Below are 13,606 nucleotides of genomic sequence, written 5' to 3' on the forward strand. Positions count from 1 at the left end.
GGTTACCCCCGGAAACGATCCTGGTGTTCAAGGAACCACGCGTAGGTACTGGCAAGGCCTGCTTCAAGGCCAATTTCGTGGTACCAGCCCAGACTGTGCAGGCGGCTCACATCCAGTAATTTACGTGGGGTGCCATCCGGTTTGCTGGCATCAAAGACAATACGGCCTTTGTAGCCCACCACCCGGGCCAGGGTTTCTGCCAGTTCACGAATGGTGCAGTCCACGCCCGTGCCCACGTTAATGTGCGACAGCATCGGTTCGGTGTTTTCCTGCCACACTTCCGCGTCCAGTTCCATTACATGGATACTGGCGGCTGCCATGTCATCCACATGCAGGAATTCACGCATTGGGTTGCCACTGCCCCACACAGCCACTTCCGGCGCTTCCTGAATACGGGCTTCATGGAAACGGCGCAGCAGAGCCGGGATCACATGGGAATTGCTCGGGTGGAAGTTATCGTACGGCCCGTACAAATTGGTTGGCATCACAGAGCGGTAGTCGCGCTGGTACTGGCGGTTATAAGATTCGCACAGTTTGATACCGGCAATTTTGGCAATGGCGTAGGGCTCGTTAGTTGGCTCCAGTTGGCCCTGCAGCAGCTCACTTTCTTTCATGGGCTGGTGCGCCAGTTTCGGGTAAATGCACGACGAGCCAAGAAACAGTAATTTATTCACGTTGTTCACATGGGCCGCGTGAATAATGTTGCTTTCGATCATCATATTTTCGTAGATGAAATCTGCCGGGTAGGTATTGTTCGCCACAATACCCCCCACTTTGGCCGCCGCCAGGTAGACCTGGTCGATGCCTTCTTCGGCAAAGAAGGCATGTACTGCGGCGGAATCGAGCAGGTTAAGCTCGTCCCGGCCACGCAGCACCAGCTCCACATCTTCACGCGGCGCGAGCTGGCGGGCGATAGCCGACCCCACCATTCCGCGGTGGCCAGCTATAAAGATACGTTTTTTTGTCATGCTCAGGACTCCAGGGCGATTGCCACCTCATAACCGTGAGATTTAAGCAGTGCGTGTTTCTTCGCCGCTTCCAGGTCTTTGGCAACCATTTCAGAAACCATTTGTTGCAGGGTGGTTTCTGGTTTCCAGCCCAGAACTTGGTGTGCTTTGGTTGGGTCACCCAGCAGGGTTTCCACTTCAGCGGGGCGGAAGTAACGCGGGTCAACAGCCACAATCACATCGCCTGGTTTCACTGCCGGTGCATCGTGGCCAGTCACAGATTCGACAATGCCCTTCTCTTCCACGCCTTTGCCTTCAAAGCGCAGTTTGATACCCAGTTGTGCCGCCGCCATTTCCACAAACTGGCGCACGGAATACTGCACACCGGTGGCAATAACGAAGTCTTCCGGTTTGTCCTGTTGCAGCATCATCCACTGCATTCTCACGTAGTCGCGGGCATGGCCCCAGTCACGCAGGGAGTCCATGTTCCCCAGATACAGGCATTTTTCCAGGCCCTGGGAAATGTTGGCGATACCGCGGGTAATTTTACGGGTCACGAAAGTTTCGCCACGGCGCGGGGATTCGTGGTTAAACAGAATGCCGTTACAGGCGTACATGCCGTAAGATTCACGGTAGTTTACGGTTATCCAGTACGCGTACAGTTTTGCCACCGCATACGGAGAACGTGGGTAGAACGGTGTAGTTTCTTTCTGCGGGATTTCCTGTACCAGGCCATACAGTTCAGAGGTGGACGCCTGGTAGAAACGGGTTTTCTTTTCCAGGCCGAGGAAGCGAATGGCTTCCAGCAGACGCAGGGTGCCCATGCCATCTACATCCGCGGTATATTCCGGAGATTCAAAAGACACAGCTACGTGGCTCATTGCCCCCAGGTTGTACACTTCGTCCGGGCGAACTTCAGAGAGGATGCGCGTCAGGTTGGAGGTATCCGTCAAATCACCATAATGCAGGTGGAATTTCGGGTTGGTGGTGTGCGGATCCTGGTAGATGTGATCCACGCGCTCAGTATTAAACGAGGAAGCACGGCGCTTGATACCATGTACTTCATACCCTTTGTCCAACAGGAATTCAGCCAGATAAGAGCCGTCCTGTCCGGTTACGCCGGTAATAAGAGCCACTTTACTCATATTCATTTTCCTCTGTGAATAATTATCGGACTTCGTTGGGAGTCTCAGGCTGCGCCTTCCATTGAAGACACAGGTTGGGTATCCACGCGTTTGCGTATCACCACTGCCGGGTTGCCACGGCAAATTGCGTTGCCGGGCAAGGATGCAAAAACACTGCTGCGCGCACCCACTACGGTGCCATCGCCAATCGTCAGGCCTGGCGCGACAAATACGTCTGTCGCCAGCCAGCATTTTTCGCCAATCACGATGGGGTGCGCGGAAATATCGAAGTAGTCACTCATGTAGTCATGGCTGCCGGTGCACAGGTAGCACTTCTGGGAAACCACGGCGTTAGCGCCAATGGTGATATCACCCAGGGTATATAACACGGCGTCGTCACCCACCCAGGCGTAATCACCCAGGGTTAATTTCCACGGATAAGTAATTTTGACTGAAGGGCGAATTACCACCCCTTTGCCAATGCGTGCGCCAAATAAACGCAGCAAGAAAGCACGCCAGCGGTACATGATTTGTGGTGACCAGGCAAATAAGGTGGCCTGTACAGCCCACCACAATTGAACTTTAATGCCACCAGCACCACGAAACCCCGCCGGAACGGTGAAGTTTTTTAAATCCTGCATAGTTAATCCTCAGCGGTAGAGTGCATGGGAAACCCTTCATATCCTCAGGTGATTATTGCTAAACCCTGTGTTATATGAATTATTTTCAGTGGCAACCAGGCACTTCGTTTTAATCAGGCCAATTTAATTATCAGGCTTTGTTATATAAGGCCTTAGCTTTACCTGTGGTTCTCAGGCGCAGTTGATAGGATAATTCCGCCCAAAAACCAGGAACATGCAGTATCTTGCGTTGTACATTTTTTGCGTCTTGACATAATTCAATGTTATTAGAGGTTGAGACACCTCCCATTGAAAATTCAGAAACCAAACATTTAATACGTTTAAACCGGTAACCTAATTTATACATACGCGCAGTGAGTGCATAATCTGACGATACGCGGTATTTCAGGTCATACGGGTATTGTTTTAACCCATTTACCGGGAAAAATATTGCCTGATGGCTTGCTGGCAGACTGTGGTAAATATACCAGCCATGTTTCGCAGTGCGGCGTAATTTATTGCCATCGCCAAAATCAAGCAGAGCATCGCCAAGATACATTACGTTGTCTTTATTACTGTCTTGTTGCATTTGGCGAACAAATTGCGCCACATTTTCATGGAACACATCACCGGAGTTCAGGAAGATGGCATAGCGCCCCTGAGCCATAGCAATGCCTTTATTCATGGCATCATAAATGCCTTTATCTTTCTCGCTTACATAGCGCAAGTTGTACTGACCATTACAGTTTTCGAGAAACTCTTCCGTGCCGTCTTGTGATAAGCCATCTACCACAATCCACTCAAACGGAATACCCGCCTGTTCCAGATGAGCCAGAGATTGCCAGGTTTTTACCACACCTGCGTAATTTCTGAAAGCAACAGTAATCACACTTAAAAACGCCATAGCGAACCTCTTCAGGATACTGTCTGTGCCAGCGCTTTGCGCAAAATAAACGGGCAGACAATTAAAAATGCATATTCCGGGCTAAAAATCGAACCAGTAAAGAACAATGACAAGGGCATAAACAAATATAACTGCACGCGATAGTTACGGTTATTACCGAATGCCGCGGGTATCATTTTTACCACTTTGGTCATATACCAGACTGTTAACGCAACTGCGAACCAGGAAAAATAAATAATCAGCAGATACAGCCCATTGTCTATGGTTTTACCCACATCCGCACCGTTAAAAATTCCGAATGATGCGACATATTCGTAAAGCGAGCCAAATCGGACTATTCCGTCAATATTGGTTAATGAATAACCCACCATTACCAGTGGACCAATAATACGGTAGTACGAAGAAGACCCGGCTGTTCCCAAATCACCAATACGTTCTGCTATATAAGGGAAGCCCAGTACCAGTCCAACCAGGAAAACCGCAAGAGAAATAATTGCCAACGGCAGCTTCTTTCTGATTGCGCTTTTATTCAGGTACTTAAATGCCCACTCCAGTAAATAAAACATGATAAACGTCATTACACCGGAAAAGGACCCCGAGAGAACAATCCCTGCAAGAATCATAACATCAGTTTTCGGCGTTTTGATACCAAACTGCTTGATGCTGAGCCAAATTGAGATTAGTGCCAGGGCGAAGAAAGCCGGTTCAAAATACAGTGCTGTGGTTCTTTTCCCACCAAAGCTAATAAAATTGAGTACATAGCTGTTACTGTATATGAGAAATTTGGATATATTCTCAATCAGGCTACTGCCACCGGTGAGTAATATTTGCGCCATTTCTGCCGCCGCGATCATCACAATAATGCCCACCACCAGGTAAAACGCCCGCAGCAGTTTGCGGTGGTTACGCAGCGAAATTGGTTTAAAGCGGCAACTCCATGTCATACCGATTATCACCACGATGTAAACAAACAACAGCGTTGATGTGATGTACTTACTGGCATCCAGTGATTTGCCGAAAATATAGTTGTAAATTGTCAGCCCGGTGCCAATACCCAGTGCGATAAACAGCTTTTTCAGGCTGATGCGCTCTAAAAACAACAGCAAAATGGCAGGCATAAATGTCACTACCGTTATTGGGAAGCTGGCACCAATTTGCGCCAGCTTCACATTCACCACCAGGTAGGTGAACGGCAGAATAAGATAGCTACAGACTCTGATAGAACGAGACATATTCCTCCAGCATCTGTTGCCCACTGAACGCCGCACGGCTGCGTTGTTTGAAATCACTCAGGGATGCGCCAAACAGGGTTTGCGCCAGTTCGCTCCGGCGCTGTGCCGCCAGCCCACTCGCCTGTGCCTTATCCACCGTAACGCCCTGCACTTTGCTGAGCACTTCCTGCGCGGCTTCACTGTGGGTGGCAATCACCGGTAAGCCAATCGACAGCGCCTCACACAGAATTAATGGGTAGTTATCTACCCGTGAGCTGAACAGCAGCGCATCCAGTTGGTTGAGCTCACGCATCAGCGCGGCTTTATCTGTCAGAAAACCGTGGTTCACCACATTCGCGCCTGCAAAAGGCGAGAATTTGCCAAAGGTGTGCACCTCCACGTCGCCGCGGGCAATAATGTCGCTCACCAGTTGCTGGTCAGTTTTGCCGTCGTAGCGTAAATCATGAGCCACCACCGCCAGCCGTGGTTTACTGTTTTCTGTCTGCGCATCCGGCAGGTTCGCCAGAATGGTTTCGGTAGCCAGATCTATACCGTTATTGATAACCTGGCAGCGCCCTGCCCCGTACAGGCTGTTGAATGCCTGAGCCACATGCTGGCTGGGGGAAATAAACTGGCAACCCAGCGCCAGCATGGTATTGATCAGGCTGCGCTTCTTGTCGATGCGTTTCGCAGCCAGGTCGATTTTTACCGGCGGGTAGTTATTCAGCCCCGGGCACGCCTGGCAGCCGGTTTTCCAGCCGTCGCAACCATCCAGAAAAGCGCAACGCCCGGTAATACTCCAGTGGTCGTGCAAGGTCCAGACCAGCGTGGCATCGGGTTTGGCCGCTTTCAGGCGGCGGCAAAAATCCACCACAGAAGCAAAGTTCAGCCAGTAGCTGTGCAATACGTGAAAATGCAAAACCACCGGGCCCCTGGTCGCCAGCAGGCGGTCATACAAATTGTTCAGGTTGCCGAACGGGTCGCGGTTCAGGACCCGAAACAGCGCCAGGTTAAGCATGGATACCAGTTGCGGTGTGTGTTTTTCGGCATGGGGAATGCTGTCGTGGCTGACACTTTTTTTGCCGCCCTTGCCGTAACCATAAATAAAGCGAGACTGCCAGCCCTGCTTCAGCGCACGCTGGTGTAAGTCAAGCGCGACCCCGGCCGCACCGCCTTCTGCCAGGCGTACATTAAATTGCAGAATATTCATTTAATAACCTTCACTCGCGCTTTTTCACCCGTTACCAGCGCGTTATCCGGAATGCTGTCCAGTACGACGCTTCCCGCGCCAATCGTCACGTTGTTGCCAATGCTGATATCGCCTATCAGGATGACACCTGCGCCCAGTTCCACACCGTTACCAATCACCGGGCAGGCCAGGCTGTCTGGCCCACGGTTACCAATAGTGACGCCGTGGCGAATGGTGAAGTCATCTCCGGCAACCACAAATTTATTGATAACCACTGCGTAACCGTGGTGAATGGTGAAACGGCGGCCAATGGTGGCGGCAGCCTGAATTTCATAACCAAACAGACACTCAGTGATAAAGCGGTACAGCAGAAGTAACGGTGCGGCCCAGATATTGTTAAGCACGTTTTTTTTGCGCCACACGGAGCAAAAGTGAGCGAAACGGTACGCCACCACCATGCAGCACGGGCGCAGGCTCCAGCTATTTGCGCGTAAATCTTCCAGCAGCATTTATTTTCCTCGCAGCCCATACGCCAGACGGCGTGAATTACGCACAGAGAACAGTGCCAGCAATGTACGCAGTGACATCCGTTTGTTGCGGATTTGATACAGCGTGAACAGCTGGTATTTCTTGCTGGCCTTGTCGAATTTGTTTTTGTGTTTGCGGTAGAAATTGAAATAGCCGGAGAACTGTTTCGGCGATTTGGTTATCTGCATTTCGCCGTGGTTGACGTGCAGAATTTGTGTGGCTTCTTCCACTTTCCAGGGTTCGCCCCAGGACATCACCATGCGCAGGAAGATGTCGTAATCCTGTGCGGCACGCAGTTGGGTATCAAACAGGCTTTCTTTAAAGCGGTTTGCCAGCGTGAAGACCTGGTTGCCAATAATATTGCGCTTGAAAAACAGCTTGCGGGAATACGGCGATTTTGGGTACAGCGGCAGGCTGTTGGGCTGGGTGTACACTTCGCCCTGGCAAAGGTAATCGTTCGCGTATAAAAATGCGTGGCTCACCAGTTGGTGTTTTTGCGCCAGAAATGAGGAAAGCCGGTTTGGCATCCATTCATCGTCGTCGTCAATGCCGGTAATGTAAGAGCCCTGAGCGCGCAGAATCGCCTGGTTACGCACGGCACAGGCACCACTGTTGATGTCGTTGTGAATATAAATCAGGCGCGGATCGTTAAGCGATTCGATAAACGCCTGTAACTGATCCCAGGATTCGGAACAGTCATCCACGATGATCATTTCCCAGTTGTCAAAATCCTGGCGCAGCACCGAGTTAATAGCGCGAATTGCCAGTTGCTGACGGTTCCACGTCGGCATATAGATAGATACCAGAGGGCGCGATGGTGTGGTCATCTTTCCATTCCCCATTAGCTGATAGTGAGTGTCAGGTTGGTGTCCGGTTGCGGGCAACGGCACCGCCCGCCGGCGGTACCGGTTCACAACAGCCGGTTATTTGGCATCCGATTTATATTCGTATTCGTAGTAACCGTAATCCTGGTAGCCCGATGCACGACGGAAGATAGAGTTCAGAATCACCCCTTTCACCTGAACGCCGTTCTGTTCAAAGCGACCAAGGCTGGTTTCCACTTCTTTCAGGGTATTAACCGCATAACGCGCCACCATCAGGGTGGTACCGGCATGGCGGCCAACAACGGCGGCATCAGTGACGGCAAGGATTGGCGGTGTATCAATCAGTACCAGCTCGTAGTGCTTGCTGGCCCAATGGATAAGCGCTTCGAAACGCTCACTCATCAGCAACTCTGACGGGTTCGGTGGGATTTGCCCACGCGGGATCAGGTCAAAGTTGGCAATGGTGGTTGGGCGTGCGGCTTTTTCCAGCGGGCTGTTATCCGCCAGTACGTCCGACAGGCCATGCTGGTTACTGCACCCCAGTAGTTCATGGGTGTAGCCTTTACGCATATCACAGTCGATAAGCAGCACTTTCTTGTTGGTCTGGCTGATAACCGCCGCCAGGTTGGCACACACAAAGGTTTTACCAATGGACGGGCTGACCCCGGTCATCATCAGCACATTGTTGGGTGCCTGCATCATGGCAAAGTGCAGGCTGGTGCGTAGGCTGCGCACTGCTTCAATGGCCAGATCTGTTGGGTTACCCACCGCCAGCAGTTCACTCTGTTTATGGCGCTTGCTGGTTGAGCTACCTTTGAAGTGTTTAACTTTACTGCCACTTTTTACAGCGTTATCTCGCGCTTTTTGCCATTCAGATAGCGGGATACTGGCGTAAACACTGATACCGGCTTCTTCCAGCACTTGCGGGCTTTCAATACCGCGGTTAAGCAGTGAACGCAGCAGAACGCCAACAATGGATAACATCAGCCCCAGAATAATGCTGCCGAGGATAACCAGCGCGCCACGGGGTTTAACAATGCCCGGTTCGGTGACTGCCGGGTCCACGATACGCACATCGCCAACGGTACTGGCTTTCTGAATTTTCAGTTCCTGCTGGCGGTTCAGCAACTGCATGTACACTTGCTGGCCGGACTCCACATCCCGGGTTAACTGCACCACTTCCTGCTGGGTTTTCGGCATGGCTGCAATGCGTTTTGCCAACTGCGCTTTTTCGTTTTCCAGCACCTTACGTTGTTCAAGCAGGGTTCGGTAAGACGGATGCGCTTTCGTGTACAGCTTGGAGATTTCCGCTTCTTTGAATGTCAGTTCATTCAACTGGGAATCGATGTTCACCATCGAATCCAGCACGGACTTCGCTTCCAGCGAGAGATCCACGGAGTCTTTCTGCTGGCGATAGGTGTTCAGCTTGCTTTCTGCGGCATCCAGGTGCTGGCGTACCACAGGCAGTTGTTTTGCCAGGAAGTCGAGGCTTTTCGCCGCTTCTTCAGATTTACGCTCAACATTCTGCTCAAGGTAGTTACGGGTAATGCTGTTGAGAATTTCGCGGATCTGGTCGCGGTCTGCCCCGGTGTAAGTCAGGCTCAGTACGCCAGTATCTTTGCCGTTCTCAGTCACCGTCAGGCTGTTGGTCAGTTGGTTAATCATGCCCAGCGTGGAGTATTTTGTAACCGTAAACTCGCTGCCCTGGTGGGCATTAATACCGGAAACCATCAGGGTCAGGCCGTCTTTAGTTAATGGCTGCCCCACCTGCCCTTCTGCACTGAAACCGTTGTTGCTGGTAAAGCGGTAGTGAGTTGGGTTCAGTACCTCCAGCGTAAACTCGTCTTTATGCATGGCTTTCGGCACGTTAAAGGTGCTGACAGTGACGCTTTCGTTCTGCCGCCCCATTAACCGGTCCCAGCCAGCCCCAAAAACAGGGAAGGTTTTCTTTTCAACGTCAATGTCCAGATTCAGATCATCAACAGTTTTCCCCAGCACCATACGTGAGGTAATCAGTTGCATTTCTGCATCGGATTGCGGCGCTTTGTTTTGCAGTGCAGAGTTAATATCCTGCACCAGCGAACTGCTGCCGTTCTGTTCGATTTGTACCAGTGCGTCGGCTTTATAAATCGGCGTCGCGAACATGACATATGTCACCGCAATCATGGCAAACAACGCAGTGATGCCAAGTACCCACCAACGGGCTTCAATCACGGTACCAATCAGACGACCGATATCAATCTCGTCGCTGCCATCAGACGAGGCGGAGGCGTGTTTAATGCGTTCTGTCATTGTTATCCCTGCTGAACTGTCAGTGCGTCCGCCCACTTGCGGGCAGAAAGGTCAAGAAGCTCATACACCGCTTCAAATGCCTCCTGGCTTTTGCGCCAGGGGTCCGGAATTTCACGTTCACTATCCCAGTGACCAAACAGCATCACTTTGCCACGCATTTCTGGTGCCATTTCGCACAGTGCAGCGATATGGCGGCGTTCCATAGTGAGGATAAGGTCGTAGTTACGGCACATTCTGCCTGATACCTGGCGGGCGCGGTGCCCGTCCAGAGAGAGGTTGTGCATCCGGGCGACTTTCGCCGCCGTCGCATCGGCATGTTTGCCAACCAGGGCACCTAACCCGGCAGAATCCACGTTAAGTTCTGGTTGGTACGCTTTCAGTAAACGTTCTGCAGTTGGGGAACGGCAGATGTTCCCCACACACACCACTAGAATTTTATTGAACATAAGCGGTTACCAGTTATGAATGTCACTCGCCGAATTAATCATGTAGCGAACGCCTGTTATTGTCGGTACCAGTTGGTTAACCAGTCGGCCCCAACGCGCTACTGGCGCTGTCGTGACATACACCACATCGTAAGGTTGCAGGCGGAATTCTGTCGCCATCACCAGCGAGGTGGCATCAGACATATCCAGTTGATAGATATTGGCAATTTTTCCATCTTTGCTGTTACGAATCGGACGAATCACGAAAATACCGCTGGCATTGGCGCTGGTCAGGTCGATACCTTCCGCCTGGCCGAGTGCTTCAGTCAGTGTCATGCCGCTGAAGTCCATTTTGAGTGTGGTCTGTTTTTTCACTTCACCCATAACGAAGACTTTCAGGTCATCGTTACGTGGCACAAACAGAATGTCGCCAGGATACAGTAAATGGTTCTGGCTCAGGTCGCCGTTTTGCATCAGCGCCTGCAGTGAAATACGTTGTTCGCGCCCGTTATGGGTGAGTACCACATTGCGCCAGTCGGCCATGTCAGTCAGGCCGCCTGCCGCATTCACCGCATCCAGAATCGTCAGTGGCACATTGGTGATTGGCTGCTGCCCGGATTTCAGCACCTGGCCGGAGACATAAACTTTCTGCGAGCGGAACGCAGCGACATTAACGTCCACCTGCGGGTCAGTGATATATTTCGCAAGGCGGCCGGTAATATCACTACGTATTTCACTCAGGGTTTTCCCTGCTACGTGAACTTTGCCGATATAGGGATAAAAGACCGTGCCATCGGGTGCAACCCAGTTACCGGTGTCGCTGGAGCTACGGTACTGGCCTGCCGGTGTGGTCAGTTCGGGGTGGTCCCAAACAGTGACGTTGAGTACATCACCCGGGCCAACCCGGTACTGGTAATTCGCCATTTCCTGGTCAAGAGACGCGTTGGGTTGTGCCACTTCCGGGCGTGGGCGTAATTCTTCAACCAGACGAGGCGTCAATGGATAGACGTTTACTAACTTATCCAGATCAAAGTCAGCGTCCTGTTGTTTTATCACATCTTTTCCCATTGTAGACATGTTGCTACCTGGAAATACTGTACAGCCACTCATCAGGCCCACTGATACCAGGAGGGGCATCAATTTTAGTCTGGATATCATCATTGAATATTAATCACTATGGTAGAGTAATTATCCTGAACGCTGCTGATAGCAACATTACCGCTAACTTAAAAAGAGAATGCGATGCTTATACATAAAATATAACTGGCATCAGTCCTAAAATTCGCTTATTCACCCTCAGAACATTGACAGAATAATTATTGGACATTAGGGGCTTCAGGCACGCTACCGCCCTTGGCTTGCAGTTACCAATCTACTGAAAATTCATTGCCTTGCAATGCACGCAACGGTGCTGAGATGCACAAAGATACTGCAGTGAAATATCCGTCTTTACATCTGTTAAAAATATCAACTCTGGGTGTTCTTAATGCAAAACTCATTTAACACCAGATGGATTGTTGCAGCTAAATAAATAGCAAGCAAGGCACGATACCCTGCACCGATAGTTTTTAAGAATAATATTAAGCACTCATATTTTAATTTTTCGGATTTTCTTTATATTGACACAAGGCAATAAGACTAATTTTCACTCAAAATCAAACCAATCAGGACAATGCCTGTATGGTATTATTCCTAAAATATATTCATTCCACGTTAATATCATTTTTAAAAGCTGATACACCTATTTTCTATAAATTCATTAACCTGTATTTTTATTATTAAGACAAATCTCAGACATTGATTGCTTTTTTGACAGGCTTTCTCCATGATTCCGAAAGAAACGACATAATGGGGTAATTAACTGATTATGGAATGGTTGGCGGACCCTTCAATCTGGGCCGGGCTGGTAACCCTGGTAGTGCTTGAACTGGTGCTGGGTATTGATAACCTGGTGTTTATCGCGATTCTGGCCGAACGGCTGCCACCACGGCAGCGCAACCGGGCACGTATCACAGGCCTGTTTTTCGCCATGCTAATGCGCCTGGTGTTACTGGCCTCACTCTCCTGGCTGGTGACACTGACCCGGCCACTGTTCACCTGGCACACGTTCAGTTTCAGCGCACGGGATCTGATTATGCTGGGAGGCGGTCTTTTTCTGCTGTTTAAAGCCACCACGGAACTGAATACCCGGCTTGAAGGAAAAGAGAACAATTCAGATACCCACCGTCGTGGCGCATTTTTCTGGGCCGTGGTGGCTCAAATTGTCGTGCTGGACGCGGTTTTCTCTCTTGATTCGGTCATTACGGCAGTGGGCATGGTCAATGAGCTGGGTGTCATGATGGCCGCAGTGGTCATCGCCATTACCCTGATGATGCTGGCAAGCCGGCCACTCACTGCCTTTGTGAACCAACACCCCACTATTGTTATTCTGTGTCTGAGTTTTCTGCTGATGATTGGCTTTAGCCTGGTGGCCGAAGGGTTTGGCTTCCTGATCCCGAAAGGCTACCTGTATGCCGCGATTGGTTTTTCTGTGCTGATTGAGATTTTTAACCAGATAGCGTGGTTTAACCGGCGGCGCTTTTTGCAGGCAAACCGATCACTGCGCCAGCGTACTGCCGAAGCGGTAATGCGCCTGCTGCGTGGGCGCAAACCCGACGACGTGCTGGATGAAGAAGCGGCAGCACTGAGCGAGGACGTTCCGGCCCCGGTATTTAACCCGCAGGAACAAATGATGATTTCCCGGGTGCTGAACTTAAACCACCGCAGTGTATCGAGCATCATGACGTCCCGCCATGATATTGACCTGCTGGATGTCAATGAAGCGGAGCAGGCCGTGCGCGACAGGTTACACAAGAACCAGCATACCCGCCTGGTGGTCAGTGCAGGAAATGACGAGATTATCGGTGTTGTGCATATTATTGATTTACTGAACCAAAGCCTCAGTGGGCACCCACTGGATATTCAGGCTCTGGTACGCCAGCCGTTGGTATTCCCGGAAACCCTGGCGCTATTAAGCGCGCTGGAGCAGTTCCGCTCAGCACGTACCCATTTTGCGTTTGTGGTGGATGAATTTGGTTCCGTGGAAGGTGTGGTGACCTTAAGCGATGTGATGGAAACCATTGCCGGTGATCTGCCTAATGAAGCAGAGGATGTTGATGCCCGCCATGACATTGAACGGCACGAGGATGGCAGCCTGACGGTTAACGGCCATATGCCACTGGATGACCTGGTCCACTACCTGCCGGACCTGCCACTGGAGGAAAAACGTGATTACCAGACTGTTTCTGGTTTGCTGATGGACGTGCTCCAGCATATTCCTGTTGCCGGGGAGGTGGTGCACCTGGGGAATGTGGTGTTCACCACGCTGCAGGTTACTCACCACCGTGTGGAGCGGGTTCATGTTGCTACCGTGCAACCAGACGAATCACCGGAATATGAGGTGTAGTGTGATTCACTGGCAACGCCTCCGCGCACTGCCAGTGCCGGAAATACGCTTCTCTGAGGCATCAAGGTTACCGCCCCGCCATAATATCGGCCTGCGG

The 13,606-nt window shown here is 51.0% G+C and carries 12 protein-coding genes; 1 reads left to right on the forward strand and 11 read right to left on the reverse strand.

The features are described from left to right. Window positions 1-2: 2 nt before the first annotated feature. The 11 genes from fcl to A9B99_RS03935 form a co-directional block, all read right to left on the reverse strand. Complete coding sequence (gene fcl / locus A9B99_RS03885; RefSeq protein ID WP_064594787.1) at window positions 3-968, reverse strand: GDP-L-fucose synthase; 966 nt, start codon at window positions 966-968, stop codon at window positions 3-5. Window positions 969-970: 2 nt separating this feature from the next. Then, on the reverse strand, window positions 971-2,092 hold the full coding sequence (gene gmd / locus A9B99_RS03890) for a GDP-mannose 4,6-dehydratase (RefSeq protein ID WP_064594789.1): 1,122 nt from the start codon (window positions 2,090-2,092) through the stop codon (window positions 971-973). 44 nt (window positions 2,093-2,136) lie between these two features. Further along, on the reverse strand, window positions 2,137-2,712 hold the full coding sequence (gene wcaF, locus A9B99_RS03895; protein WP_036115062.1) for a colanic acid biosynthesis acetyltransferase WcaF: 576 nt from the start codon (window positions 2,710-2,712) through the stop codon (window positions 2,137-2,139). A 130-nt stretch (window positions 2,713-2,842) separates the two neighbouring features. Then, on the reverse strand, window positions 2,843-3,595 hold the full coding sequence (gene wcaE, locus A9B99_RS03900; RefSeq protein ID WP_064594796.1) for a colanic acid biosynthesis glycosyltransferase WcaE: 753 nt from the start codon (window positions 3,593-3,595) through the stop codon (window positions 2,843-2,845). Between the two features lie 11 nt (window positions 3,596-3,606). After that, on the reverse strand, window positions 3,607-4,827 hold the full coding sequence (wcaD, locus tag A9B99_RS03905) for a colanic acid polymerase WcaD (protein ID WP_064594800.1): 1,221 nt from the start codon (window positions 4,825-4,827) through the stop codon (window positions 3,607-3,609). After that, a complete protein-coding gene (locus A9B99_RS03910) occupies window positions 4,802-6,016 on the reverse strand; it encodes a glycosyltransferase (protein WP_064594802.1) in 1,215 nt (404 codons plus the stop codon). The genes wcaD and A9B99_RS03910 overlap by 26 nt, the downstream gene beginning before the upstream one ends. Then, window positions 6,013-6,501, reverse strand: coding sequence for a colanic acid biosynthesis acetyltransferase WcaB (gene wcaB, locus A9B99_RS03915; RefSeq protein WP_156519002.1), 489 nt, complete (start codon window positions 6,499-6,501; stop codon window positions 6,013-6,015). Before wcaB ends, A9B99_RS03910 begins: the two co-directional genes overlap by 4 nt. Before the next feature lie 3 nt (window positions 6,502-6,504). Continuing rightward, on the reverse strand, window positions 6,505-7,350 hold the full coding sequence (gene wcaA / locus A9B99_RS03920; protein WP_064594807.1) for a colanic acid biosynthesis glycosyltransferase WcaA: 846 nt from the start codon (window positions 7,348-7,350) through the stop codon (window positions 6,505-6,507). A 96-nt stretch (window positions 7,351-7,446) separates the two neighbouring features. Then, on the reverse strand, window positions 7,447-9,639 hold the full coding sequence (wzc, locus tag A9B99_RS03925; RefSeq protein WP_064594809.1) for a tyrosine-protein kinase Wzc: 2,193 nt from the start codon (window positions 9,637-9,639) through the stop codon (window positions 7,447-7,449). Between the two features lie 2 nt (window positions 9,640-9,641). Then, the gene (gene wzb, locus A9B99_RS03930; RefSeq protein WP_064594811.1) at window positions 9,642-10,085 is read right to left on the reverse strand and encodes a low molecular weight protein-tyrosine-phosphatase Wzb; all 444 of its coding nucleotides are present in this window, start codon (window positions 10,083-10,085) and stop codon (window positions 9,642-9,644) included. Between the two features lie 6 nt (window positions 10,086-10,091). Continuing rightward, window positions 10,092-11,225: a polysaccharide export protein gene (locus A9B99_RS03935; protein WP_064594812.1), complete on the reverse strand. Its 1,134-nt coding sequence runs from the start codon at window positions 11,223-11,225 to the stop codon at window positions 10,092-10,094. Window positions 11,226-11,931: 706 nt separating this feature from the next. Here A9B99_RS03935 and A9B99_RS03940 point away from each other — a divergent pair. Next, window positions 11,932-13,509, forward strand: coding sequence for a TerC family protein (locus A9B99_RS03940; protein ID WP_064594813.1), 1,578 nt, complete (start codon window positions 11,932-11,934; stop codon window positions 13,507-13,509). Window positions 13,510-13,606: the final 97 nt, after the last annotated feature.

It is taken from the genome of Mangrovibacter phragmitis, from assembly GCF_001655675.1.
GTDB lineage: Bacteria > Pseudomonadota > Gammaproteobacteria > Enterobacterales > Enterobacteriaceae > Mangrovibacter > Mangrovibacter phragmitis.